This window comes from Chitinimonas naiadis, from assembly GCF_054780835.1.
In genome coordinates, this window is sequence record NZ_BAAGVO010000004.1 from 1,953,914 (window position 1) to 1,979,520 (window position 25,607).

General features: G+C 63.7%; 25 protein-coding genes and 1 riboswitch. Of the genes, 12 read left to right on the forward strand and 13 right to left on the reverse strand.

What is annotated here, in order from left to right:
* Positions 1 to 5: 5 nt before the first annotated feature.
* The 5 genes from ACYVHK_RS15470 to ACYVHK_RS15490 are packed head-to-tail and all read right to left on the reverse strand — an operon-like array spanning position 6 to position 5,215.
* On the reverse strand, positions 6 to 545 hold the full coding sequence (locus ACYVHK_RS15470; RefSeq protein WP_460533863.1) for a chemotaxis protein CheW: 540 nt from the start codon (positions 543 to 545) through the stop codon (positions 6 to 8).
* A gap of 14 nt (positions 546 to 559) precedes the next feature.
* On the reverse strand, positions 560 to 2,239 hold the full coding sequence (locus ACYVHK_RS15475) for a methyl-accepting chemotaxis protein (protein ID WP_460533865.1): 1,680 nt from the start codon (positions 2,237 to 2,239) through the stop codon (positions 560 to 562).
* On the reverse strand, positions 2,236 to 4,449 hold the full coding sequence (locus ACYVHK_RS15480) for a chemotaxis protein CheA (RefSeq protein ID WP_460533867.1): 2,214 nt from the start codon (positions 4,447 to 4,449) through the stop codon (positions 2,236 to 2,238). The genes ACYVHK_RS15475 and ACYVHK_RS15480 overlap by 4 nt, the downstream gene beginning before the upstream one ends.
* On the reverse strand, positions 4,446 to 4,772 hold the full coding sequence (locus ACYVHK_RS15485) for an STAS domain-containing protein (protein ID WP_460533869.1): 327 nt from the start codon (positions 4,770 to 4,772) through the stop codon (positions 4,446 to 4,448). Before ACYVHK_RS15485 ends, ACYVHK_RS15480 begins: the two co-directional genes overlap by 4 nt.
* A 59-nt stretch (positions 4,773 to 4,831) precedes the next feature.
* Positions 4,832 to 5,215, reverse strand: coding sequence for a response regulator (locus ACYVHK_RS15490; protein ID WP_460533871.1), 384 nt, complete (start codon positions 5,213 to 5,215; stop codon positions 4,832 to 4,834).
* Between the two features lie 143 nt (positions 5,216 to 5,358).
* On the opposite strand from ACYVHK_RS15490, the gene ACYVHK_RS15495 reads away from it, so the two are divergent.
* From ACYVHK_RS15495 to ACYVHK_RS15520, 6 genes are all read left to right on the forward strand, one after another.
* A complete protein-coding gene (locus tag ACYVHK_RS15495; RefSeq protein WP_460533873.1) occupies positions 5,359 to 6,387 on the forward strand; it encodes an oxidoreductase in 1,029 nt (342 codons plus the stop codon).
* A gap of 19 nt (positions 6,388 to 6,406) precedes the next feature.
* The gene (locus ACYVHK_RS15500) at positions 6,407 to 7,498 is read left to right on the forward strand and encodes a threonine aldolase family protein (protein WP_460533875.1); all 1,092 of its coding nucleotides are present in this window, start codon (positions 6,407 to 6,409) and stop codon (positions 7,496 to 7,498) included.
* Positions 7,495 to 8,139 (forward strand): Rossmann-fold NAD(P)-binding domain-containing protein, encoded by a 645-nt coding sequence (locus tag ACYVHK_RS15505; RefSeq protein WP_460533877.1) that lies wholly within the window; start codon positions 7,495 to 7,497, stop codon positions 8,137 to 8,139. Before ACYVHK_RS15500 ends, ACYVHK_RS15505 begins: the two co-directional genes overlap by 4 nt.
* A 54-nt stretch (positions 8,140 to 8,193) precedes the next feature.
* Positions 8,194 to 9,429 (forward strand): sensor histidine kinase, encoded by a 1,236-nt coding sequence (locus ACYVHK_RS15510; RefSeq protein ID WP_460533879.1) that lies wholly within the window; start codon positions 8,194 to 8,196, stop codon positions 9,427 to 9,429.
* Entirely contained in the window at positions 9,426 to 9,866 is a 441-nt protein-coding gene (locus ACYVHK_RS15515) for a response regulator (RefSeq protein WP_460533882.1), read from the forward strand. Before ACYVHK_RS15510 ends, ACYVHK_RS15515 begins: the two co-directional genes overlap by 4 nt.
* A 130-nt stretch (positions 9,867 to 9,996) precedes the next feature.
* A complete protein-coding gene (locus tag ACYVHK_RS15520) occupies positions 9,997 to 11,541 on the forward strand; it encodes a thioredoxin family protein (protein WP_460533884.1) in 1,545 nt (514 codons plus the stop codon).
* An 81-nt stretch (positions 11,542 to 11,622) separates the two neighbouring features.
* On the opposite strand, the gene ACYVHK_RS15525 is transcribed toward ACYVHK_RS15520, so the two are convergent.
* Complete coding sequence (locus tag ACYVHK_RS15525) at positions 11,623 to 12,129, reverse strand: DUF1993 domain-containing protein (RefSeq protein WP_460533886.1); 507 nt, start codon at positions 12,127 to 12,129, stop codon at positions 11,623 to 11,625.
* Between the two features lie 41 nt (positions 12,130 to 12,170).
* Positions 12,171 to 13,154 carry a stress response kinase A gene (locus ACYVHK_RS15530; RefSeq protein WP_460533888.1) on the reverse strand — a complete coding sequence of 328 codons (984 nt, stop codon included), beginning with the start codon at positions 13,152 to 13,154 and terminating at the stop codon, positions 12,171 to 12,173.
* A 75-nt stretch (positions 13,155 to 13,229) separates the two neighbouring features.
* Between ACYVHK_RS15530 and ACYVHK_RS15535 the strand changes: the two genes are divergently transcribed.
* From ACYVHK_RS15535 to ACYVHK_RS15550, 4 genes are all read left to right on the forward strand, one after another.
* Positions 13,230 to 14,069, forward strand: a complete 840-nt coding sequence (locus ACYVHK_RS15535) for a dienelactone hydrolase family protein (protein ID WP_460533890.1) — start codon at positions 13,230 to 13,232, stop codon at positions 14,067 to 14,069.
* Positions 14,070 to 14,144: 75 nt separating this feature from the next.
* A complete protein-coding gene (locus ACYVHK_RS15540; RefSeq protein WP_460533892.1) occupies positions 14,145 to 15,407 on the forward strand; it encodes a DUF1615 domain-containing protein in 1,263 nt (420 codons plus the stop codon).
* Positions 15,408 to 15,598: 191 nt separating this feature from the next.
* Positions 15,599 to 16,153: a glycine zipper 2TM domain-containing protein gene (locus tag ACYVHK_RS15545; RefSeq protein ID WP_460533894.1), complete on the forward strand. Its 555-nt coding sequence runs from the start codon at positions 15,599 to 15,601 to the stop codon at positions 16,151 to 16,153.
* A 101-nt stretch (positions 16,154 to 16,254) separates the two neighbouring features.
* Positions 16,255 to 16,851, forward strand: a complete 597-nt coding sequence (locus tag ACYVHK_RS15550) for a putative pterin-binding protein (protein WP_460533896.1) — start codon at positions 16,255 to 16,257, stop codon at positions 16,849 to 16,851.
* 9 nt (positions 16,852 to 16,860) lie between these two features.
* On the opposite strand, the gene ACYVHK_RS15555 is transcribed toward ACYVHK_RS15550, so the two are convergent.
* Genes ACYVHK_RS15555 through ACYVHK_RS15570 form a run of 4 tightly spaced genes read right to left on the reverse strand, consistent with a single transcriptional unit; the run spans position 16,861 to position 20,594 of the window.
* The gene (locus ACYVHK_RS15555) at positions 16,861 to 17,805 is read right to left on the reverse strand and encodes a 2-hydroxyacid dehydrogenase (RefSeq protein WP_460533898.1); all 945 of its coding nucleotides are present in this window, start codon (positions 17,803 to 17,805) and stop codon (positions 16,861 to 16,863) included.
* A 57-nt stretch (positions 17,806 to 17,862) separates the two neighbouring features.
* Positions 17,863 to 19,005 carry a 2-methylaconitate cis-trans isomerase PrpF family protein gene (locus tag ACYVHK_RS15560; protein ID WP_460533900.1) on the reverse strand — a complete coding sequence of 381 codons (1,143 nt, stop codon included), beginning with the start codon at positions 19,003 to 19,005 and terminating at the stop codon, positions 17,863 to 17,865.
* Positions 19,006 to 19,009: 4 nt separating this feature from the next.
* Positions 19,010 to 19,354, reverse strand: a complete 345-nt coding sequence (locus tag ACYVHK_RS15565) for a phage holin family protein (protein WP_460533902.1) — start codon at positions 19,352 to 19,354, stop codon at positions 19,010 to 19,012.
* Positions 19,355 to 19,361: 7 nt separating this feature from the next.
* Positions 19,362 to 20,594: a multifunctional CCA addition/repair protein gene (locus ACYVHK_RS15570; RefSeq protein WP_460533904.1), complete on the reverse strand. Its 1,233-nt coding sequence runs from the start codon at positions 20,592 to 20,594 to the stop codon at positions 19,362 to 19,364.
* Positions 20,595 to 20,748: 154 nt separating this feature from the next.
* Here ACYVHK_RS15570 and cysK point away from each other — a divergent pair, with 154 nt between their 5' ends.
* Positions 20,749 to 21,678, forward strand: a complete 930-nt coding sequence (gene cysK / locus ACYVHK_RS15575; RefSeq protein ID WP_460533906.1) for a PLP-dependent cysteine synthase family protein — start codon at positions 20,749 to 20,751, stop codon at positions 21,676 to 21,678.
* A gap of 73 nt (positions 21,679 to 21,751) precedes the next feature.
* On the opposite strand, the gene ACYVHK_RS15580 is transcribed toward cysK, so the two are convergent.
* Positions 21,752 to 23,146 carry an MATE family efflux transporter gene (locus tag ACYVHK_RS15580; protein WP_460533908.1) on the reverse strand — a complete coding sequence of 465 codons (1,395 nt, stop codon included), beginning with the start codon at positions 23,144 to 23,146 and terminating at the stop codon, positions 21,752 to 21,754.
* 868 nt (positions 23,147 to 24,014) lie between these two features.
* Positions 24,015 to 24,359 carry a hypothetical protein gene (locus ACYVHK_RS15585; protein WP_460533910.1) on the reverse strand — a complete coding sequence of 115 codons (345 nt, stop codon included), beginning with the start codon at positions 24,357 to 24,359 and terminating at the stop codon, positions 24,015 to 24,017.
* A 200-nt stretch (positions 24,360 to 24,559) separates the two neighbouring features.
* Positions 24,560 to 24,635: riboswitch (SAM riboswitch) on the reverse strand.
* A gap of 362 nt (positions 24,636 to 24,997) precedes the next feature.
* On the opposite strand from ACYVHK_RS15585, the gene ACYVHK_RS15590 reads away from it, so the two are divergent.
* Positions 24,998 to 25,534 carry an iron transporter gene (locus ACYVHK_RS15590; protein ID WP_460533912.1) on the forward strand — a complete coding sequence of 179 codons (537 nt, stop codon included), beginning with the start codon at positions 24,998 to 25,000 and terminating at the stop codon, positions 25,532 to 25,534.
* The last annotated feature ends 73 nt before the right edge of the window (positions 25,535 to 25,607 follow it).

The window sequence follows — 25,607 nt, forward strand, 5'->3', positions numbered from 1 at the left end:
CGCGCTCAGGCTTCCGTTCCCAGTACGCCGCCGCTGGCCGACAACTGCGCCATTTCGTCGATGGACAAGACATGCTCCAGCGCCAGCACGATGACAAAGCGCTCGTCGATCTTGCCCATGCCGCGAATGAATTCCGCGCGTAGCTGGGCGCCGAAAGCCGGTGCAGGCTCGATATCCTCGGCCGGCAACTCCAGCACCTCGTCGACGGCATCCACGATCACGCCAAGGTCGTGCCAGTCATCGTCGTATTGCACCTCGACGATCACGATGCAACTGCGGCGGCCAATCTCGGTCGGCGCCCTGCCAAAGCGTACCGCCAGGTCGATCACCGGCACCACGGCCCCGCGCAGGTTGATCACGCCGCGCAGGAAACGCGGCATCAGCGGTACCTCGGTCAAGCCACCGTATTCGATGATCTCCTTGATATGGAGGATCTCCAGCGCATAGATCTCGCCACCGAGGCGAAAAGTCAGGTACTGCGGCTGCTCTACCGGCTCCACGGCTGGCACGCTGGCACGACGACGGGAAGTCAAAGCCTGGCTCATGGTCACACTCCCCTCTAGAAACGAACGAACTGGGTTTCGTCGACCGGCTTGGCCAACTGTTCATGGCGCCCCAATACGCCTGGCAAGGTACTAGCACCCAGCCTCGGAGGCTGCGGCGCAGCCTGTGCCGCGGGTAGGCTGGCCTTGGTCGCAACCGGCTTGCCACCTTCCTCGGGACGGTGCCGCAAGGTAAAGCCATCCAGTAATTCCTTCAGCCGGCGCGCATGAGCATGCAGTTCTTCCGCCGTCGCGGACAGCTCCTCGGCCGCGGCCGAATTGGACTGTGTCGCCTGGCCGAACTGATCCACCGCCTGGTTGATCTGGCGTATCCCCACCGCCTGTTCACGCCCGGCGCTGTGGATCTCGCCGACCAGTTCCGCAGTACGACGTATTTCCGGCAGCACGCTATCGAGCAGGTTGCCGGCACGGGCGGCCAACTGATCCGACTCCAACGCCAGCCCGCCGATCTCGCGCGCCGCAGTCTGGCTGCGCTCGGCCAGCTTGCGCACCTCCTGCGCCACCACGGCGAAACCCTTGCCATGCTGACCGGCCCGTGCGGCTTCGATCGCTGCATTCAGCGCCAGCAGGTTGGTCTGGTATGCGATGTCATCGATCACACCGATCTTGCGGGCAATCTGCCGCATGGCATGAACCGATGCGCCAACCGCCTGCCCGCCCTCGGTTGCCACCTGCGCCGCGCGGCCAGCCAGACCATCGGTCTCGGCTGCATGGTCTGCGCTCTGCGCGATGGTGGCACCGATCTGCTCCAGCGCCGCTGCGGTCTCCTCGATATTGGCCGCCTGCTCGGTGGCAGTCTGAGACAGGGCGGTCACCGACGACTCAACCTGGGCGGAAATGCGCAGGTTGACGTCGGCGGCCTCGCACAGCTCGGTCAGCACCGTATCGAGCTGCCGGTTCATGCTGGCCAGTGCTGCCATCAGGCTGCGCTCGTCGCCGGGCCGCACGGCAATGTCGGAGCTGAGGTTGCCCAGTGCCACCCGCCGTGCCAACCGTACCGCCTGCTCCGGCTCCCCGCCGAGCAGCCGGGTCAGATAGGTCGCCACCAGCAAGCCCAGCAGAATGGCCGCACAGAAGCCGATCCCCACCAGGATAACCGTCATCTGCCGCACGCCATGCAGATAACGGGTGTTGTCGTTGACCCCCTCGGCAATGTGCTGCCCATCCAGCGCCCTTGCCTTGTCGAGTGTGCTTTCCAGAGCCAGGAAGGCTCGGCTCGCCTCACTATCCAGCAGGGCCTGTGCATCCTGCCCGTTGCCGGCCCGCGCCAATTTCAGGACACGCTCGACCTGCGCCATATAGGCCGGCCAGCGCTGGTCCAGTTCGGCTGCCAGGGCTTTTTCCTTGTCGTCCTCGGTGGTCGCCCGGTAACGGTCGATGCGCTCCAGGTATTGCCGCTGCGCACTGGCGAGGCCGGGCAGCAAGGCGGCAGACTGCTCGGGCTCCACGCTGGCCATCAGAGCTCTCAGCTGGCGCTGATGCTGCAAGGCTGCGATATGTGCGGACGACAGCTCGCCCGCCGCGAGGATATGGTCGCGATAGACCAGCTTGAGTCGATCGTCGGCCTCGCCCAGCGCCTGTACCGCCAACTGGCCGATCGCCGCCAGGATGAGGGCCATCAGGCCGAAGGCCAGCAGCAGCTTCTTGAACAAGGACAAACGGCTCAGCCAACTCATGTCTCACTCCCCTCTTGCAAGGCAGTCCGCCGTGCCCGCTGGCTTGCCAGCAGGGCCACCTTGCGCCGCTCATCCTGGGCGGCTCTCTGTATCAGATCAGGTACATCCAGGATCAGCGCAACCGCACCGCTGCCCAATATGGTCGAACCTGCCAGTCCTTTCACGCCCCGGAACAGCTGTCCCAGGGGTTTGATCACGGCCTGCAATTCGCCTTCCAGGCTATCGACCACCAGCCCGGCACGCTGGCTGCCATACTGCACCACCACCACCGATTGCCTTGCTGCTGGAGGTGCCTCAACCTCGAACAGCTCGCGCAAGGGCAGGTAGGGCAACACTTCGCCACGCAAGTTGAGATAGTGCTGGCTGCTGCCGTTCGGGTCCGCCGGCAGATCCAGGCACTCCAGCACCATGCCGAGTGGAATCACGAAGCTGACTGCGCCTACACCGACCCGGAAGCCATCGATGATGGCCAGCGTCAGCGGCATGCGCAGCCGGACCACGGTGCCTGCGCCCTCGGTCGATTCGATCTCGATATTGCCCTTGAGCGCCTCGATATTGCGCTTCACCACGTCCATGCCCACGCCGCGGCCGGACAGGTTGGTCACGGTATCGCTAGTGGAAAAACCTGGCTCGAACACCAGTTGCAGAATCTGCTGGTCGTTGAGTATGGCATCCGGTTCGATCAGTCCCCGCTCGATGGCCCTGGCCCGGATGCGCGACCTGTCCATGCCGGCCCCGTCATCCCCCACCTCGATCACGACGCTGCCGGACTCATGAAAGGCGTTGAGCCAGACCGTGCCATAGTCGGACTTGCCCCTGACGCGTCGCGCGTCGGGCGATTCGATGCCGTGGTCGATGGCGTTACGCACCAGGTGGATCAGCGGGTCACCGAGGCGATCAACCATCGACTTGTCGAGTTCGGTCTCCTCGCCCTCGAGTTCTAGCTGGATATCCTTGCCCAGCTCGCGCGAGGCATCGCGCACTACACGTGGGAAGCGGCTGAAGATTTCGCCCACCGGCACCATGCGCAAGGACAGCGCCTCGTCACGTATGCGCTCCACCAGTTCCGACAAGGAAGCGATGGTCTCGATCAGGGCATTGTTGCCACTGCGGCTGGCAGAAAGCTGTGCCGCCGCCCCGGAGATGACCAGTTCCCCGACCAAGTCGATCAAGGCATCCAGCCTGCCGGCATCGACCCGCACCACGCGGTGCTCGCGGGTCTTCTGAGCCGCATGCTCGCGCTGCTTGTCGAGCGCCGCCGCCACCGCCTGGGGCGGCGCCAGCCGCTCCTCGACCAGCAAGGCGCCGAGCGGGCGATGATCACCGGCATCCGTACCCAATCGTTGCAAGCCGAGGACCTCATCGAGCTCCAGCGGCGTCAGCGCACCACCGCGAACCAGGATCTCGCCCAGCCGGGTCATGCCTTCCGGCATCTCTTTGATGAGTCGGATGTACTCGGCAATGTGGGCGTGCGGCGGCAGGATTCGCACCGTACTGTCTTCGCGGATGAACTCGAAGACGTTCTCGATCACCAGCTTGTCGACATGGGGCGCGGCCTGGAACTCGATCTCGAAGCCCAGGTAGCAGCTTTCGGGCTCCATTCTGGACGGCTCAGGCAGGCTGTCGTAGAGCGTGGTTAGGTAGACGATACGCCCCAGGCTGGCCAGGTAGCGGATGAAGGAGATCGGGTCCATGCCGTTGCGCAGCACGTCCTCGCCAAAGCGCAGGGAGATATGCCAATGATCGGACGACACCATATTGTCGCCAGCGCTGTCGATCTCGACCGAGGCCGGGCGCGCAGGTACTGTCGGCACCACCGTCGCCTGCTTCGGGCTCAGGTAGGCCTGCAAGGCTTCCTCCAGCCCCTCGACCGGCAAGGCCGCGCCACCGTACTGGACCGCATCGACCTGGGCGGCGATATGGTCCCGACTGGCCAGCAATTGTTCGATCAAGGCCGGAGTGATGGCCAATTCGCCATCGCGCAGCTTGTCGAGCACGCTCTCGCAAAGATGGGTGAACGCGACAATCTCATCGAGACCGAACAGGCCGGCCGAACCCTTGATCGTATGCGCGGCCCGGAACATGGCGTTCAGGTGTTCGCTGCGTTCACTCTCGACCGTCGCCTCCACCGCCAGCAAAGCCGCTTCCATCGCAGCCAGCAGCTCGCGGCACTCTTCGAAGAAGACCAGCTTGGCGGCTTCCAGATTCATGTTGAGGACTCACTGGAAATGACCAGCGGATCGCCAAACACACCCGCCATATTGTAGAGATCGATGACCGCCAGTACTGCCTTGCTATGGCCGTGGAAGCGCAGCGGTTTTTCCTGCCGTACCGCCTCGCGCTTGAGCATCAGCAACAGCTGCACGCCTGCGGTATCGAGTTCGGCGACACCGGACAGATCGACATCGATCTCTGGCGCCAGGTTCAGCTCGTCGAGCAGGCGGCGCTTGGCATCGCTCGCCTCGTAGATGGTCAACGGTCCATCGATGCGCAGGACGCAACGTTCGTGATGGTATACCGCCGAGATCGCCATGGCCTGTTACCTGCTCGTTCCAGGGTGAATTACATGCGGTGCCATCGCCGGGGATCGCGTCATGGCAGGATGAGTTTAGCGACGGCCTTGAGCATCTGCTCCGGCTGGAATGGCTTGACCACCCAGGCCTTGGCCCCCGCCATCTGGCCCTCGAGCTTCTTGTCCTCCTGGGCCTCGGTGGTCAGCATGATGATGGGGGTGAAACGATAATCATGCAGTTGCTTGACCGCGCGAACGAAGGCGATGCCGTCCATGTTCGGCATGTTCACGTCGGAGATGATCAGGTGGATGCGTCGTCCATCCAGTCGGGCCAGGCCCTCCTTGCCATCCGCCGCCTCAATCACCTCGTAGCCGGCCTGTGCCAGTGCGATATGTACTACCTGTCTCAGACTGGTTGAGTCATCGACTATCAGGACGGTCTTCTTGTTATCGCTGGCGGCCATGGCAAATCTATAGAAGAGTTGATCACTGCATTGTAGTGTAGCCCGGCCACTGGCTGACAAGACCCGATTGCGATTGCAGCTCAGCCCGCAGGCGACACTGTCGCGCCGGCAAGTCACAATATGCCTGCAAACAGGAGAGGTCGATGAACAAAATCTTGCAGGTCGGGCTGGTGGGCTATGGCTACGCCGGCCGTACCTTCCACGCCCCACTGATCCACGGCACGCCGGGCTGCGAGCTGACGCTGATCGCCAGCAGCCAGCCGGATCTGGTGCAGACCGGCTATCCCGGCCTGCCCGTCGCCCCGAACCCCGCCGCCCTGCTGGCGCGGCCTGATATCGATCTGGTCGTGCTGGCCACCCCGAACGACAGCCATTACCCGCTGGCCCTGGCCGCCTTGCAGGCCGGCAAGCACGTGGTGGTCGACAAGCCCTTTACCCTGACAGCCGCCGAGGCACAGTCGCTGTTGGACGCCGCCCAACAGCACCAGCGCCTGTTGTCGGTCTTCCACAATCGCCGCTGGGATGCCGACTTCCTGCTGCTGCAGCAATTGCTGGAAGCTGGTGCGCTGGGCCGTATCAGCCAGTTCGAATCGCGCTTCGACCGTTTCCGCCCGCAAGTGCGGCAACGCTGGCGCGAGGCCGACATGCCGGGTGCCGGCATCTGGTTCGATCTCGGACCGCACCTGATCGACCAGGCACTTTGCCTGTTCGGCCGTCCCGATGCGATCAGTGCCGATATCCGCATCCGTCGCGACGACGGCCAGTCCGCCGACGATGCCTTGGCCGTACTGCACTACCCGGACATGCGGGTCATCCTCGCGGCCAGTTGCCTGGTCGCCGGTGGCGCGCCACGCTTCCTCCTGCACGGCACCCGCGGCAGCCTGGCCATCCACGGCTTGGATGCGCAGGAGGAGCAGCTCAAGCAAGGGTTGCGTCCCGGTCAGCCGGGCTGGGCCAAAGATCCCCGCCAGGCGGTGTGGTATCGCGAGACCGAACAAGCGTCGCTGTCCTTGCCGGACGGCGCTTATACCCGCTACTACGCCGGCGTCCGCGATGCCATTCTCGGGCACGGCCCCAATCCGGTGCCGCCAGAACAGGCATTGCAGGTCATGCAACTGATCGAGGCAGGCCTTGCCAGCAGCGCCAGCGGCCAACGCCTTGCCCTGCCATAAACCCTTCCGAGACCTGCACATGCCCTACACCGCCGCCGAACGCCAACAGCTACGCCAAGCCTGTCGCCTTGTCCTGCCCGGCTTCCCTACCCTGACTCCGGCCGAGGAATTCCGCGCACTGGCGCAATGGTGCGAAGCCGGCAAGGTGGAACACGACATCTACGGCCAGGGTGGGCTGATCAGCGGGTTTGAACAGAAGATTGCCAAACAGCTGGGCAAGCCGGCCGCGGCTTTCATGCCGAGCGGCGTGATGGCGCAGCTGATTGCGGTCAAGCTCTGGGCCGAAAGCACCGGCCTGCCGCGCTTTGGCATGCACCCCACGTCCCATCTGATGATCCATGAGGAGGAGGCCAACCAGGCCTTGCTGGGTCTGCATGGCGTGCCGGTGGGCAATCGGCTCACCCCGATACTGGCCAGCGACCTGGACGCCATACGCCAGCCGCTGGCCTGCCTGCTGGTGGAGCTACCCATCCGTGAAGCGGGCGGCCAATTACCGAGTTGGGAACAGTTGGCAGCGCTGAAGGCGCTGGCCCGCGAGCGCAATATCCCGCTGCACATGGACGGTGCCCGGCTGTGGGAAAGCCGCGCCTACTACAACCGTAGCCATGCCGAGATCGTGGACGGCTTCGATTCGGTCTACGTTTCGCTGTACAAGGGCATAGGCGGGATCGCCGGTGCCGTGCTGGCAGGCGAGCATGACTTCATTGCCAACGCCCGACTATGGCAGCGTCGTCTTGGCGGCACCCTGGTTCATCAGAGTCCCTTCATCGCATCTGCGGCGATGCGCTTTGACGAGCGCCTGGCGCAGATGGATGCCTGCTACCAGCGCACGCTGTCGTTGGCGGAGGGGCTCGGCAGCATCGCCGGCTTGCGCGTCAATCCAGCGGTGCCGCATACCAATATGCTGCACCTGTATTTTGACGCCCCGGCCGAAGCCGTGCTGGACGCACGCGACAGCATCGCCGCGACCGAGCAATGCTGGACCGTAGGCCACGTCAAACCGGCGGAAGTACCAGGCTGGAGCATGACCGAGCTGAATGTGGGGGGCAATCTGCTGCAGCTCGACAACGCCGCGGTACTGCCCTACTTCCAGCGGCTGCTCGGAAGATGAAGCCGCTCGGTACTGTCCTGGTAGCCGGGGGCTCGGGCCTCGTAGGCCGCCTGCTCCTGGCCGGCCTGGCGAACGATCCGGGTGTCGACGACACCATCGTACTGGCACGCCGTCCCATCCCGCTCGCCCAGGGGCAGCGCCTGCTGCAGCTGGATTTCGAACGGCTGGCCGATACACCGCTGCCACCGGTGGACACCGTGTTCTGTACCCTGGGCACCACTATCCGGCAGGCCGGCTCGCAAGCGGCCTTCCGACGTGTGGATCACGACTATGTACTAGCGTTGGCCCGACAGGCACGCAGCGCTGGTGCGCGGCATTTCCTGGTAGTCAGTGCACTGGGCGCCGATGCCCGATCGCGGGTCTTCTACAGCCGGGTCAAGGGCGAGACCGAACAAGCCCTGGCAGCGCTCGGCTATCCGCAACTCAGCGTGCTGCGTCCCGCGCTGCTGCTGGGAGAGCGTGAGGAATTCCGCTTGGGAGAGCGCATCGCCGCCCGGCTTGGCTGGGCCATGCCCGCCCGCTACCGCCCCATCGCTGCCAGTGACGTGGCACTTGCCATGCAGCGGCTCGCCCACGAAGGCGGCAGCGGCGTGCGCTATATTGAATCGTCGGCGCTGAGGGGAATCGCCCAGAGCGGCTGAGCACAGCCTGCCCGCGCTGCGCCAGACGCCCCGCCCGACGAGGAGGAAATGGCCATGTTGTCGGATGCCGCACTATTGCAGGAGGCCCTGCTGGCCGTTGCCCAGGAAACCAGCACGGGTCAGGCCTATTTCGGCTTTATGACCCGCACGCTGTGTCACCTGTTCGGCATCCGGTATGCCTTCGTCGGCCTGGTCAGCGAGGACCAGCGTTCCGTCACCACCATCGCCACCTGCTCGGGCGGCGAAATGGTCCCCAATATGACCTACGACCTGGAGGACACGCCCTGCGCCAGTGTCTACGGCAAGTGCATGTGCGTCTATCCACGTGGTGTGGCCGATAGTTTCCCCAAGGATCTGCTGCTGCGGGAGATGGGCGTGGAGAGCTATCTGGGAGCACCTATCTTTGATAGCCACGGCCGCGCCATCGGCCTCGTCGTCCTGCTCGACAGTGCGCCTTTCAGCGATAGCGCCGAACGCCGCACCATCGTGCAGGTGTTTGCCGCCCGGGCCGGCGCCGAGATAGACCGCATGCGGCTTGAGGAATCCCTGCGTTCGCTCAACCAGCGGCTGGAAAACGAAGTACAACTGCGTACCCGCGAATTGCTCGACGCCAACCGTCAGCTCGACAATTTTTCCCATTCGGTCGCACACGACCTGCGGGCGCCGTTACGTCATATGAGCAGCTTCTGCGAGCTGCTGATGGAGCTGCCGGAACTGAAAGCTTCGGCCGAGGCGCAGCGTTACGCGGGCATCGTGGTCAACTCCAGCCGCAAGATGGCCGGCATGATCGAGGCCGTCCTGGAGTACTCACGGCTGGCGCGTGCCGAGCCGCACAAGCAGCAACTGGATGCCGCCACCCTGATCGACGAAGTCGTGCTGGAGGCGCGCAGCGGTCTGCGCGGCCATCCCTGCGAAATACGCAAGCCCCAGTCGGGGACGCTGTACGCCGACCCGACCCTGCTGCGCATGGCGGTGGCCAACCTGGTAGGTAATGCGCTGAAGTACGCTCGCGAGCGGGAGGTGATCCAGGTCGAAATCGAGTTGTTGGCACGACCTGGTCATACCCGGCTCGGGGTCCGCGACAACGGCGCAGGCTTCGACATGCAGCATGCCGACAAGCTGTTCGGCATGTTCCAGCGCCTGCATAGCGCCAAGGACTTCGAGGGTTATGGCGTCGGGCTCGCCAATGTGCGCAATATCGTCACCCGCCATGGCGGCCAGGTGGGGTGCGAGGCCCAGCCAGGCCAGGGTGCCTACTTCTGGCTGGATTTCCCGGACCTGCCGACATGAACCGCGTATTGCGCCCCATCCTGCTGGCGGAGGATGACGAACTCGACGCCGAGCTAGCCTTGCATGCCTTCGCGCGCTCGCAGTGCGCCAATCCGGTCCATCACGTCGTCGATGGACTCGCCGCGATGGCCTACCTCGAAAGCTGCCTCAACAACGGCGACCCGCTGCCGACCGTGGTCCTGCTCGATATCAAGATGCCGCGCCAGGACGGCCTGACCACGCTCAAGGTCATCAAGTCCCACCCTCGCCTGTCGCACCTGCCGGTCGTGATGCTGACCTCCTCCCGCGAGCATGGCGACCTGCTCAAATCCTATGGCGAGGGCGTCAACGCCTATATCGTCAAGCCGGTAGATCATCAGGCTTTTCTCGATGCAGTCCGTGCCCTCGGCCTGTTCTGGGGCGTCGTCAACTGCCTGCCGGACGACAAGCCTGCCTGAACTGACTGCACTCACAAGGGCAGGAAAACCACATCATGCCCGTCCGGCATGTCGATAGCGCCGATGCACCTTTATGCCCAATTCCGAGATGAGTTAGCATTCCCTATCTCCACCGAGAATAAGGCCACCCGTGAAACTCAGCCACGTCCTGCTCGCCGCCTTGTTGGCTACCGCCGGCCACGCCGCGACCCCGCCTGCTGGCGCAGACCACAGCCTGCCACCCGGCATCGCCTGGCAACAAGGTGATGTCGCCGCAGCCTTTGCCCGCGCCAAGCTCGAAAAGAAACCGCTGTTCCTGTACTGGGGTGCGGTCTGGTGCCCACCCTGTAACCAGGTCAAGGCCACCCTGTTCAACCAGCAGTCCTTTATCGACCGTACCCGTCAATTCATCCCGGTCTATATCGACGGCGACAGCCCTGGCGCGCAGAAGCTGGGCAGTGACTACAAGGTCCGTGGCTATCCGACCATGATCCTGTTCAAGCCCGACGGCACCGAGATCACCCGCCTGCCCGGCGAGGTCGATAGCGAACGCTATCTGCAGACCCTGGAACTAGGCCTGTCCAACGCCCGGCCGGTCAAGCAGACCCTCGCCGCAGCGCTCAAAGGCGACAAACTCAGCGGCGACGATTGGAAACTGCTGTCCGACTACTCGTGGGAAACCGACCAGGCGCAACTGGTGGCCGAGGACAAACTGCCAGCCACCCTGCTCAAGCTGGCGGCCTTGGTCCCTGCCAGCGAGCCGGCCACCGCCGCCCGCCTGCACCTGAAAGCGCTGGCGCTGGCTGCTACGGCAGAAAAACCGGTCAAGACCGACACTGTCGCCGCACTCAAGACGCTGAAGTCCGTACTGGGTGACGCCAAGCAGGCCCGTGCCAACTTCGACGTCCTGGTGAACTACGCGGCCGATATCGCCCAGTTGGTCGCCCCTGCCAAGAGCGCCGAACACGGCGCGCTGCTGAGCAGTTGGAACAAGGCCCTGCAGGGTCTGGCCAGCGACGCCAGCCTGTCGGCCAACGACCGGCTCGGTGCGGTGGCCGCCCAGGTAGCGCTTGCGCGTATCGATACGCCCAAGGGCACCGTTGCCGAGCCGCTGCTCGGTGAAGTGAAGAAGCGGGTCGCCCAGGCCGACACGGCAACGACCAACGGCTATGAGCGGCAGTCCGTCATCAACACCGCCGCCCATACCCTGGCCGACGCTGGTCTGCTGGAGGACTCGGACAAGCTGTTGCAGGCCGAGCTCAAGCGCTCGCACTCGCCCTACTACTTCATGCTGGCCCTCGCGGCCAACGCCAAGCAACGCGGCGACAAGGCGGCAGCACTGAACTGGTACGAACAGGCCTACAACGCCTCGGAAGGCCCGGCGACGCGGCTGCAGTGGGGCGTGACCTACGTCAACGGCATCGTTGACCTGGCTCCCCAGGACGATGCCCGTCTCGACAAGGCGACCCAGAGCATCCTGAAGGAGCTGGCCGAGCTGCAGAACGTGTTCTACGAACGCAACCGCCGCTCGCTGGAGCGGCTGGTGGCCAAGCTCAATAGCTGGAACAAGGACAAGCAGCATCAGGCCAGCGTGCAGAAGACCGTGACGCAGTTGCAGGGTTTGTGCAGCAAGCTGCCAGCCAAGGACCCGCAGAAACCGGTCTGCGACCAGTTGGTGAAGTCCGCCAAGGTCTGATCCACCTGCAGCAAAGCAAAAGGGCCTGCTGATAGCAGGCCCTTTTTCATTGCGGACAACGCGTGTCACGCCACGAGGGGATCAGAACTCACCGAGGTAATCGCGCTTGCCGATCTCCACGCCGTTATGGCGCAGGATGTTGTAGGTGGTCGTGACATGGAAGTAGAAGTTGGGGATCACGAAGTGGAACAGGTAGGGCATCCCCTTCAGCTCGGTCTCCTTGCCCCGCAACCTGATCGTCACCGTACGGTCCTCGCTGCCTTCGATCTTGTCGGCCGGCACGCTTTGCAGGAAGGCCACGGTCTTGGCGATACGTGCCTTGAGTTCGTCGATGGTCGCTTCATTGTCCTCGTAGCTGGGAATTTCCACGCCGGCCAGACGGGCGGCACAGCCCTTCACGCCATCGGTGGCGATCTGGATCTGCCGCGCCAGCGGCAGCATGTCCGGTGCCAGGCGGCAGCCGACCAGCACGTTCGGATCGTACTTGCGCGCCTCGGCGGAGACGACCGCCTTGTCGAGGATGGCGCTCAGGTTGTTCAGGGTCAGGACGAAGGCGGGAATGGATGCCTGGTATATGGAAAGGGACATGAGGGAGCTTCCTGCTAGGGTTGGAGGGACTGCCGTGGCGCTCAGACCGGCCACAGCGGAGGTTCGTTCATCTGCGCGATCTGCTCACGCAGTTCCAGCATGCTCTGCTGCCAGTAGTGCGAGGTCCCGAACCAGGTGAACGCGGCCGGGAAGGCCGGGTCATGCCAGCGCCTCGCCAGCCAGGCCTTGTAGTGCAGCAGCCGCAGCGTGCGCAGCGCCTCCACCAGATGTAGCTCACGGTTGTTGAATTCGCAGAAATCCTCGTAGCCGGCCAGCAGGTCGGCCAATTGCCGCACCCGGTCCTGGCGCTCGCCACTGAGCAACATCCACAGGTCCTGGATAGCCGGGCCACTGCGGCTGTCGTCGAAATCGACAAAATGGGGGCCGGCATCGGTCCACAGGATATTGCTGGCATGGCAATCGCCATGCAGGCGCAGGCTGGCGACTGCACCGGCCCGCTCGTAGCAGCGATATACCTCATCCAGCGCCTGCCGGGCCAGCACACCGAAGTCCTCACGCTGGTCACGCGGGATAAAGTCGCTTTGCATCAGCCAGCTTAGCGGCTCCTCGCCAAAGCTGGCGATGTCGACCTCCGGCCGGGCCGTATAAGCCTTGCTGGCACCCAGTGCATGGATCCGCCCCATGAAGCGGCCCAGCCATTCCAGTACCGCCGGATCGTCCAGTTCCGGGCTGCGTCCACCACGCCGCGGGAAGACCGAAAAGCGAAAGCCGGCATGCTCATGCAGGGTCTTGCCGTTGAGGGTCAGGGCGGCCACCACCGGTATTTCGGCTGCGGCAAGCTCGGCCACGAAGGCGTGCTCTTCCAGTATCTGCGCTTCACTCCAGCGATCGGGCCGGTAGAACTTGGCAATCAGGGGCGGGCCTTCATCCATGCCCACCTGGTACACGCGGTTCTCGTAGCTGTTGAGCGCCAACAGGCTGCCATTGGCCATGAGGCCGACGCTATCCATGGCGTCCAGCAGGCAATCAGGCGTCAGGGTGTCATACGGAGGGGTAGCATTCATGTGCAGTATTGTACGTGTAGCGGGCCGGGCCGCCCTGACATACTTCCGACGCAACTCGCCGCTATGCTGCGCACCATGAAAGCCCGCCATCTTATCTGGACCTATCTGCTGGCCGGCCTGTGCGTAAACGGTGCACAGGCTGCCGAGTTCGTGCACTTCCCCGGCCCGGGCGGCGCGGAACTCACCGCCTGGTGGCAACCGCTCGATCATGCGGCGCCCGCCGTGATCGTGATGCACGGTTGCGGTGGCCTCTATGGCCCACATGGCGAGCTGGCCAGGCGCCATGCCGCCATGGCCGACTTCCTGTATGAACAGGGTTACGCCGTACTGATGCCGGATAGTTTCGGTGCTCGGGGCAAAACCCAGATATGCACCGAAAAGAATGGCGACCGCAGCATCACGGTACAGCTACGCGCGCAAGACGCCCTGGCTGCACGCAACTGGCTCGATCGGCAAGAACGGGTCAGTCCCGACCAAGTCGCCTTGCTGGGGTGGTCCAATGGTGGTTCAACCGTCCTGCGAACCGCCGCCAGCGCGGCAGCCAATCACCGCTTCCGCGCTACGGTCGCCTTCTACTCGGGCTGTGAGCGCCTGGCCGGCAAGGTCCGCCAGTTATTCAGCCCAACCCTGATCCTCGCCGGCGAGGCGGACGACTGGACCGCCATCGCCCCCTGCCGGCAATTGGCCGGCGAGCTTGGCGAGGCGCAGCTACAAGTACATGGCTACCCCGACACCTATCACGACTTCGACAACCCGGCACTCGTCACCATACGGCACCGTGCCGACGTGCCGAATGGCACACATCCTGGTCAAGGCGTGACCATCGCCCCCAATCGGGCTGCCGCCCTGGATGCATGGCAGCGCGCCGCCAACTGGCTGCAGGCTGGCTTCGCCCATACCTCCCCCTCGCCCTGAGCAGCCCAGCGACAAGCTCGGCAAAACAGGGGCGGGCAAGCTACTATCGGCGATTATCTTGCCGCTGGTTTGATCGTGTCCGCTCGTCTGTTCACTGCCCTGTTGCCCTTCAGCCTGATCTGCGCCTGTGCCAGCACCACCGATCCGGTGCCGCCAGCCACCGATCCACTCCCGGTTACGCCGACGGCAGAACCCACCGAGCTACCGGCCGACCTGATGCCCAGCGACATGGGCCAGCCCGCGCCGCCGGTGGTCGTCGAGCCGGTCATCGCCGAGCCGCCCAAACCACAACAGCCAGCTACACCCGCCTGGGCCGACCCGTTACAGGGCCGGGCGCTGCTGGGGCGGCTATTGCCGGCCAAGATGCCGGACCGTGCCGGTTGGCAGGAGGACATCTTCAATGCCTTCAAAGCGTTGAAGATCCCCTATACCGCCGAGTATTTCTGCGCCGCCAACTCGGTGATTGAACAGGAATCGACCTGGCAGGCCGACCCGGTGGTGCCGGGCCTGGGCAAGATGGTCTGGGGGCAGATCGAACAGAAGGCCCACGGCAAGGGCGTGCCGCTGACCTTGGTCAAGGCGGCGCTGCTGGTCAGCTCGCGCGATGGCCACAGCTATACCGCACGCATCGACGCGCTACGTACCGAAACTGAAATGAATGCGCTGTTCGAGGAGATGGCTGCCGAGGCCAATCGCCTGGGCCTGCCGGTCAAGATGCAGAATCCGATCCGCACCGGCGGCCCCATGCAGGTCAGCGTCGAATTCGCCAACGCCCATGTCAAGTCCTGGCCCTACCCCTACCCGGTCAAGGACAGCATCCGGCATGAAGTATTCAGCCGCAAGGGCGGTGTCTACTTCGGCATCGCCATCCTGCTGCACTACCGCGCGCCCTATACCGACATGCTGTACCGCTTTGCCGACTACAACGCCGGCCGCTACGCCAGCCGCAATGCGGCCTTCCAGGCGGCGATCATACGGCTGGACAAGAAAAAGATGGCGCTTGATGGCGACCTGCTGCGCTATGAGCAAGGGCAACCGTCGAAAACACCGAGCAGCACCCAGGGTGCCTTGCGGCGGCTGGCCGGCAAGCTGCAGTTGAGCCATGCCGAGATAGACCGGGACCTGGCACTGGAAAAGCTGGGCGGCTTCGACCAGACCCCGCTGTACAAGCGCCTGTACGAGCTGGCTGACAAGGCTGCCGGCAAACCCGTGGCACGGGCGGCGCTGCCGCAAATCCGGCTCAACAGCCCCAAGATCACACGCAAGCTCACCACCGAATGGTTTGCCAAGCGGGTGGACTGGCGCTATCAGACCTGCTTGAGCCGTTCACCAGCTTGAATATCGTTCAGGAATGAACGAGAAAACTCATTCATGAATCCACAAGTAATTGATATTCAAAGATTTATTGAATACGCAATTAATTCAATCGTCATAAATCGATTCAGCTTCCATTCAGTGCGTGGGCACCATGATGCAGACATCAACAGCGTAAGGCGGCATGAGCCGCTCGCCTCTAAGGAGTCTGCAAAATGAACAAGTCGATGCTGATCGGTATTGCAATTGGTGGCGCCAGCGCCTTGTCCCTCGGCGCCGTCGCCGGCTACCAAGCGCTGAAGGGTCCGGAGTACGCTGACGTGCTGCAGGTCGCCGCCGTGCGCGAAAAGGTCAAGACGCCGGAAGAAGTCTGCAAACAGGTCCAGGTCAGCCATAAGGCACCGGTCAAGGACGAAAACCGTATCACCGGCACCGTCATCGGCGGTGTACTCGGCGGCGTGCTGGGCAACCAGGTCGGCGGTGGCAACGGCAAGAAGATCGCCACGGTCGCCGGTCTCGCCGGCGGCGCCTATGCCGGTAACCGTCTGCAGAAAAACATGCAGGACAAGGACACCACGACCACGACCGAAGAGCGCTGCAAGACCGTGACCAAGGTCCATGAGCAAGTGGTGGGCTACGACGTACGCTACCGTCTCGATGGCAAGGAATCGACCGTGCGCATGGAACAGCCGCCTACCGGTGATCGTATCCCGGTCGAAAACGGCAAGCTGGTCCTGAGCGCTGTCGCGCCTGCCACCAAGAGCAACTGATTTCTCCCTGCAACTCCCCTTGGGTGCCGGTATCAACCGGCACCCTTTTTTGTTGGCGCCACTTACGCTACAACGTGGGCTGAACCTCTCGAAAGCCCACCATGACCTTGCGTATGAACAAACGCCAGTTGCTCGCCAGCGCCGCACTCGGCGTCGCCAGCCTGCCCAGCCTTGCCACCAAAGCCGGTACTGGCGCCACCAGCGGCCCGGCATTGCTGACGCTGACCGGCCAGGTCGGCAAGAGCAATCGCGGGGCATTCGATCCGGATTTCGACCAGATGCTGGGCAAGCACAAGGCCAGCTTCGACAAAGCTTATACCTTTGATTTCGCCGCCCTGGGCAAGCTGCCAGCGGTTACCATCAAGCCCACGCTGGAATATGACGGCAAGGCCCATACCCTGCGCGGACCGCTATTGAGTGACGTGCTGGCCGCCGCCGGCGTCACCGGCGACAACGTCAGGCTGCTGATCCAGGCCATCGACGGCTACGCCGTCATGGTGCCGATCACCGAGATCCGCAAGTACCGCTTCATCCTGGCCACCCATCGCGACGGCGTGGCCCTGCCGCTGGGCGGCCTGGGGCCGCTGTGGGCCGTCTACGATGCCGACCGCTTTCCGGACGTGATGCTCAAGCCGGTGAAGGAGCGTTATTCGCTATGCCCCTGGGGTGTGTATCACATCGCCATCCAGCAAACCTGAACCCAAACCCTAGTAGGCGCGACGGCGATCGACCAGCCCGGCTACCGGCCGACCGGCGATCACATCGCGCAGCTTGTCGGCAATCTGCTGGACCGAGGGTCCCGGCAGTGTTTTGGCGGCAATATGCGGCGTCAATACCACTTTCGGGTGACGCCAGAACGGATGATCCGGCTGGGCCGGCTCGCGGTTCAGCACATCCAGTTGCGCACCACGCAGATGACCGCTGTCGAGCAGTGCCAGCAAGGCCTGTTCGTCCAGTTGCTCACCCCGACCGGCATTGATCAGCGCCGCACCGGCAGGCAGGCGGGCTAGCCGCTTGGCACTGAGTAAACCATGCGTTTCCGGCGTATTGGGCAGGATGTTGACCAGCACATCGATGCCCGCCAGCAGCCCCTCAAGGGCATCCCAGCCATGTACGCAGTGCACGCCCGACACCGATCGCTCGCTACGGCTCCAGCCCGTGACACAATAGCCCAGCTGCGCCAGGGTCGCGGCAACCGCCGCGCCCATCTCCCCCAGGCCCAGTACGCCAATCCGCAGCGCCTCGGCCGCCCTACCGGGCTGTGGTAACCAGCAGGCCTGCGCCTGCTGCGCGGCATACAGGTCGAAATCGCGCTGGTAGCGCAGTACGCCGGCCAGCACGTATTCCGTCATCTGCCGCGCCATGCCGGCGTCGGTCAGGCGGATCAGGTCCACGGCCGGGGCGAGATCGGTCCGATTGAGAAATCGGTCCACCCCGGCACCCAGTGCAAATACTGCCTTGAGCGCAGGAAAACGGGAGAACACCCCTTCAGCCGGCTGCCATGCCGCCATGTACTGCAGCGTCGTGGCCTGGACGTCGTCAATCTCGGTACAGACTTGATACTCCGGTAGCGCGGCCTGAAACAGCGTGCGCCATAGTTCGGCATCACGTGGGGTATGCAGGTAGAAACAAGGGGGGTGGTTGCTCGTCATGCGTCGCTCGGATTGGGAATATCAGGGGGCATCAAATTAGGGTCTGAACAGCCGGGGTCAATCCGCTAGTGGCACCCACGCCTCGCCGCGCATCAACACGCGGGCGCTACGGGTCAGCCGCGATGCGACGACCTTGCCGGCCGCCAGCACGGTTTCGATCTCGTTGATCCCGCTGGGATGGCCGAAACGCAAGGGCCGGGCCGATAGCGCGCCGCCCAGCAGTTCCGCCACCAGCGTACCGGGCAGCGCGGCAGCGGCCGCCAAGGCGATCGTGCCGGTACCGGTGAAGCCATGGTGCAGCTTGCCCATGGAGACGATGCGCGCCGTCAGGTCAATCTGCCCCGCCGCGACGGTCGTGCCGTCCGCCGCCACATAGGACTGCGCTGCGGCTATCCAGCACAACTTCGGATTGCTCGGGCGATCACGCGTAGCGGCCGCCATACTGTCCGCCAGCCCCATGCGCACGGTCGCCGCGGCACGGATGGATTCGATGCGCGCCAACTGTGCCGTCTCGCCATTGAACGCCGTAGGCATCTCCAATCCATCCAGGCCCAGATCGGATGCCCGCAGGATGACCAGGGGATTGCCGGCATCGATCAGCGTCACGGCGATATCGCCCAGGCCAGGGACCGAGAGCACGTCCTGCGCCGCACCCGTGGGAAACAGGGCGCCGGAGGCACCACCGGCCGGATCGAGAAAATCCAGCGCGATGGGCGCGGCGGCAAAGGCCACGCCGTCCATATGGAAGTCCCCGTCCTGCGCCGGCAGGCCATCCTGCACGGGCACCCGCGCAACGATCACCTTGTTGGTATTGGCCTGCCAGATACGTACCGTGACCACACCATCCAGTGGCGCAGCCACCATGCCTTCCAGCAAGGCAAACGGTGCGACGGCAGCCGACAGATTGCCGCAATTGCCCGACCAGTCGATACGACCATCCGCGATACCCACATGCCCGAACAGGTAGTCCACATCGCAATCAGGCCGGCTGGACGGCGACACCAGCACCACCTTGCTGGTCGAAGAAATGCCGGTACCCAGGCCATCGATCTGCCGCTCATAGGGGTCAGGACTGCCGATCAGACGGCTCAGCAGCCTGTCCCTTTGGGCGGCATCCGCCGGTAGCACATCGGCGCGGAAGAACACCCCCTTGGAGGTGCCGCCGCGCATCAGGGTCGCGAGCAGTCGGAACAGCGGCATGGTCTCAGCTTTCACCCAGCAGCAGGGAACTCGCCAACCAGGAGATCACGCTGAAGATCAGGGCACCCAGGATGGCCGTACCAAAACCCGGCACGCTGAAGCCCTTGATCACCTCGGCCACCAGCCAGAAGCAGAAGCCGTTCACCACCAGGGTGAACAGGCCCAGCGTCAGGATGTTGACCGGCAGGGTCAGGATCAGCAGTACCGGTCGCAGCAGGACATTGACGAGGCCTAGCACCAGCGCGATCACCAGGGCGGTCGTAAAATTCGCCACCTTGATCGAGGGCATCAGGTGAGTCAGCAGTAAAAGACTGACGGCATTGATCAACCAGACGGCTAGCAAACGCATGATGTCCTCATTCAGGTTTAGGGAAATAGATGGATTTATCGAGACCCGCTATCGCGGCGACCCTGGCACGCAGTACCGCTTCGGCAATCTGCGTCTTGTCCGCCACTTGCTGGGCTATGGCACCGGCGTCCACGCCGCGGGCTGCATCACGGCAGGCCAGCAGGTAGTCCGCCTGCGGGTAGGCCTTGGTTTCAAATCCCAGCCGACCGCGCGCATCGGCCACGCAGGCATCCAGCATACGGGCAAAGCGCTCCGGCTTGCGCAATGCATCGCAACGGCCCAGCAGATCCTGCACGGTGGATGATCGAAGCTCGGCCGCGCGATGCACGATCAGATGCTCGCGGCAGGCCAGCAGCGCGAGATCGCGACAGTCATTGGGCGCCTTGACCCGCTCGGCCAGGGTCTCCACCAGCGGTACGCCGCGCTCCTCATGGGCGATGTGGCGCGGCCATTCGGCCTCGGGCGTCGTACCTTTGCCCAGGTCATGGCACAGCGCGGCAAAGCGGGTATCCAGAGGCCAGTCCTGGCTGGCGGCGTAGTCCAGCACGCGCATGACATGGTCACCGGTATCGATCTCGGGATGATGCAGTGCCGGTTGCGGCACGCCCCACAGCGCATCCAGCTCCGGCATCAGCCGTGCCAGGGCGCCGCACTCCCGCAGTACCAGGAACATCCGCGACGGCTGCTGTTCCATCAGCCCCTTGGCCAGCTCCGCCCAGACCCGTTCCGGCACCAGATGGTCGACCTCGCCCATCGCCACCATCTCGCGGCACAGGGCCATGGTCTCGGGTGCCACCTCGAAGCCAAAGCGGGCTGCGAAGCGCGCCAGCCGCAAGATGCGCACCGGGTCCTCGACAAAGGCCGGGCCGACGTGGCGGAGCGTGCGCCTGGCCAGATCCTCCCGCCCACCATAGGGGTCGAACAGTTCGCCCTCTTCATCCTCGGCGATGGCGTTGATGGTCAGGTCGCGGCGCGCTAGGTCGTCCTCCAGCGTCACGTCGGGTGCCGCGTAGACGGTAAAGCCCTTGTAACCCCGGCCCGACTTGCGCTCGGTGCGCGCCAGTGCGTATTCCGCCTGGGTCCTGGGATGCAGGAACACCGGAAAGTCCTTGCCCACCGGCCGGTAGCCTTGCGCCAGCATTTCGTCGGGCGTCGCCCCGACCACCACGTAGTCGCGGTCCTTGACCGGCAGCCCCAGCAACTGGTCGCGCACGGCGCCGCCCACGGTATAGATTTTCATGAAGTCTTCAGCCTGCCAGTAAATACATCCTGACGGCATTGTATCGTTGCCAGCGCTGGCTGCACCGGGCCTTGGCGGCCGAACTTTATCCGGGCCTGGACCCAATGGCCCGGCAGAACGCCTAGAATGACGACCAAACCCGAACGGAGCCCCCATGCGCATCGCCCACGACATCACCGAACTGATCGGCAACACTCCACTGGTCCAACTAAACCGCGTGACCGACGGCCTCGCTGCCCGCGTGGTCGCCAAGCTGGAGTACTTCAACCCTTCGCACAGCGTCAAGGACCGGATCGCGGTCAGCATGATCAACAGTGCCGAAGCCAGCGGCGCCCTCAAGCCCGGTAGCACCGTGGTCGAACCTACCAGCGGCAATACCGGTATCGGCCTCGCCATGGTGTGTGCTGCACGCGGTTACAAGTGCGTGCTGACCATGCCGGAGACGATGTCCCGCGAGCGTCGCGCCTTGCTGCGTGGCTACGGTGCCGAACTGGTACTGACCCCCGGCCCGGATGGCATGGGCGGCGCGATCGCCAAGGCGCGCGAGCTGGCCGAGACCAATGGCTGGTTCATGCCACAGCAGTTCGAGAACCCGGCCAACCCCAAGATCCATCGCGAGACCACCGCGCTGGAAATCTGGAACGATACCGACGGTGAGGTCGATATCCTGATCTCGGGCGTCGGTACAGGCGGCACCATCACCGGCGTCGCCGAGGTCATCAAGGCCCGCAAGCCCGGCTTCAAGGCCATCGCCGTGGAGCCGGATGCCAGCCCGGTCCTGAGCGGCGGCACCAAGGGCCCCCACCCCATCCAGGGCATCGGTGCCGGCTTTGTGCCGGGCGTGCTCAATACCTCGCTATACGACGAGGTGGTGCGGGTCAGGAACGAAGATGCCTTCTCCACCGCCCGCCGCATGGCGACCGAAGAAGGCCTATTGGTCGGCATCAGCTCCGGTGCCGCCGTCTGGGCCGCACTGGAAGTCGCCAAGCGGCCGGAGAACACCGGCAAGCTGATCGTGGTGATCATCCCCTCGTTTGGCGAGCGCTATCTGTCCACGGCCCTGTTCCAGGGCCTGCTGGACTAAACCGGCATAGCGGACGCGCCGGTCCCGGACGAAAAAAGGGCTCGCCTAGGGAGCCCTTTTTCTTGCCGGCCGTTTACTGACCGCGAGCCGGCAAACGCTGACGCGACAGGTGATCGAGATACCAGGTCAGCCCCGCAGCCGCGATGGTCAGACCAACCACCAGTGCCAGCCAGAAACCCGCCGCCGCCATCGGCTCGGCCGGCCGCCACGGCAGCCATGCAGGGGCCAGGCCCAGCGCACAACCCAGCGGCAGGCAGAAACCCCAGAAGGCCGTCATGTGGATGATCATGGGGGGGCGGGTCACCTTGTAGCCACGGATGGCACAGCTGGTCGACACCTGGGTGGCATCCGACAACTGGAACACGGCGGCATAGACCAGCAGGTGTGCCGCCAGTGCCGCTACGCCAACATCACTGGTATAGGCCGCAGCAATCTGGTGGTTGAACAGGGCAATGAAGGCCGCCGACAGGATGGCGAAGCCGAACGACAAGCCCACGCCGACCCAAGCCCGGAAACGCGCGGCCTCAGGATCACCCTCTCCCAATGCATGGCCGATCCGGGTAATCAATGCAACGCCCAGGCTCAAGGGCACCATGAACACCAGTGAGGAAAAGTTCAGTGCGATCTGGTGCGCCGACACCTCCTCGGCGCCGAATACGGCCACCAGCAAGGCGATCAGGCCAAAGGCGCTGGATTCGGCAAAATAGGTGATGCCGATCGGTACACCGATCTTCATCAGCTTGCGTATCTCTGGCCAGTGCGGCGCCTCGTACTGCCCCAGCGGCCAGGTCTGCCTGTAAGCCGGCGCACGGTGCATCCACCACAGCAGCACCAGCACGTTGAACCAGACGCAGGCCAGCGTCGCATAGGCGCAACCCAGGCCACCCAACCGCGGTAGACCGAAATGGCCATAAATCAGCAGCCAGTTCAGCAGCACGTTGAGCAACAAGGCCGCCAGCGCGATCATCATCATGGGCTTGGTCTGGTTCAGGCTGGCGCTATAGCCATACAGCACTCGGTAGCAGGAGAAGGCCGGCAAGGCAAAGCTGACCACGTGCAGGAAGCGCTTGGCCATCACACGGATAGGCTCGTCCAGCGTCATGGTGTCGAACACCAGGGTCGAGAGGTTGGCGATCAGGAACGCCACCACCCCCACCCCCAGCGCCTTCCATAGCGCCTGCCGCACCACGTGCGGAATCTGGTCGAACTCCTCGGCGCCGACATGGTGGGCCACGGTCGGATTGACCGACATCATCACCCCCATCAGGGTCACGATAATGATGGACCAGACCGACGCGCCCAGCGACACGGCGGCAAGGTCGTTGGCGCTGGCATGCCCCGCCATCGCTACGTCGGCCACCGCCATGCCCACAGTGGCCAACTGGCCGATCAGCATGGGCCAGGCCAATTGCCAGAGGGCAGCGGCTTCGGTTTTGACAGCGGGGGTATTGATCAGGCGTAGCGGCATGGGAAGCAAGCAATAAGAACGGGCAAGCCCGGCCGGATATTCTAGCTGTAGCCCAGTGACTTATGCCCGGATTTGGTGCGATATATCTTGGGGGTGCTGGTGTGATCTGGCTTTGATTATTGAAGCGGCTGACGCCGCGATGTCTGCACTGCGTGCGGTTTGAATGCGGGAGTCCGTCCCGCGGCCGGCTCCCTTTCTTTGCTTCGCCAAAGAAAGGAAGCAAAGAAAGGCGACCCCGACAGCACCGCCCGCTATGCGGGTTCCTTGCGCTTCTCGCGCCCTGCGGCCGGAGAGCGGAACTCGCCGGCAAGCCGGCTCAAACAACGCTCCCCGGACTACCCCGCAGGTCGCTGCGATGCTCAGCGGCGCTCACGGGGGCTTTGGGTACTCCGTGGTTGGCATTTGAGTGGGGGTTGCGTGCGGTCTATCGCGAATTAGTTAGTAGCCTTGCCCGATTTTCTCGCACATATCTGGTGGAAGGCGCTTCGCTTTTCCACCCTACCAAGGCAACGGCAACAATGACAGAGGCAGAGGTAGTGGTGGTAGCGCATCGTGACTCTCTGCTACGGAGCGCCGGGGTCCCCGTGAGCGCCGCTGAGCATCGCAACCCGTCTCGGGGCTGTCCGGGGAGCGTTGTCTGAGCCCGAAGGGCGAGTTTCGCTCTCCGGCCGAGACGGGTGAGAAGCGCAAGGAACCCGCGTAGCGGGCGGTGCTGTCGGGGTCGCCTTTTCTTTGGTGACTTTCTTTTGGCGAAGCAAAAGAAAGTCACCCGGCTGCGGGACGGACTCCCGCATTCAAACCGCACGCAGTGCGGACTCACGGCGTCAGCCGTTAAACCTGTTAAATACTTTTCGTAAAAGGAAAAGGCTTACGCCGGATACTGCGCATGCCCCGAGATCCCGGCCTCGACCGCCAGTTCCTCGCCAAAGCGCTCCGCCAGGCTCAGGGTCTCGTTCAAGCTCAGGCCCAGCACCAGCAGGCCACCATCGGCCAGCCGTTCGACCTGCGCATTGAGATAGAGCGCCACTTCGCGCAAGCGCGCCAGGGCGGCTTGCCGGCCCGGCCGGGCGACGAAACGCGCCCAGTTGCGACCAGGATGGCGGCGAGTGATGGCGAGGGTGTCGAGCGGTTCGACGGTAGGGGTGGTGTCACGATCGCGGCTGGTGCCGTTGTCGTCGAAACTGGGCAGGGGGGCGTCGAGGTAATCAAACATGGCTTCTCCAAAACAGGTTGGCGACAGCGAAGCCCGACGACCGGGCGGCGCTTTAGCGGTTCTGGGTTCGGCGTCTGATCGCCACGCGCCCCGCAAGTTGTCGATTAAATCGGCGCGTTGAAACTGGTACAGCCTGAAACGGAAAACAAAAAACCCGCTGCCTGGTTGGCTAGCGGGTTGCTGGCAGAGGAAGACCGGGTCTGCCTGTGCCCACGCTTTAGCCAAATTTATAAAGCGCCTGCAAGCTGATCGGGTCAAATCGGCGCTGTAACCACACTGTATTACGGCGGCGAGAATCGCGTCAAGCGCTTCATGCTTGCCAGGCAGACTATCTTTTTATCAAGAATCATTCTCCTTAAGATTCTTTTAAGCAAACTGCGGCACGATCAGAATCGTGCAATGCATTGCCACCCATGCATTCGCCCCAAACACTTGATCATCCTCAGCTTTGTTACGAATTTACACACAAAGTCTTGACCCTGATCAAGCCTCGGGGCTCCCCGTAACATGCATCGACTGGTAAACTTCGCCCATTAGTTGATAACGATTATCAATATATTTACGCAAAACCGCCGGTTGCCGCTCACGCTGCGCAACGGCCCGTCCGCTACGTTCAAGCCCACCTCCATGGAGTCCACATGCGTCGTCTCGTCCGCCCCCTGCTGATCGCCAGCCTGGTCACCCCCTTGTTTGCCTTTGCCGCAGAAACCCCGCTGGGCAAGCCCACCATCGCCGGTGGCATGGAAATCGGCGCGGTCTACCTGCAGCCAGTAAAGATGGAACCAGCCGGCATGATGCTGGACGCCACCAAGTCCGACATCCACCTGGAAGCCGACATCCACGCCGTCAAGAACAACCCTACCGGCTTTGCCGAGGGAGACTGGATGCCCTACCTGGTCGTCAAGTACGAACTGCAGAAGGTAGGCGGCAACAAGCAGTCCGGCGATCTGATGGCCATGGTGGCCAGCGATGGTCCGCACTACGGCGACAACGTCAAGCTGCAAGGCCCGGGCAAGTACAAGCTCAAGCTCACCATCCTGCCGCCGACCGCCAATGAGCACGCCCATTTCGGCCGCCACGTCGACAAGGAAACCGGCGTAGGCCCCTGGTTCAAGCCGATCGAGACCAACTACGAATTCACCTATGCGGGTACGGGGAAAAAGGGCGGGTACTGAACCCGATCCAGCGGGGTGGCGAGCCCACGCGGCAACTCAGCATCCGGCATAGCCGGGTGTTAAGCCGCAGTTG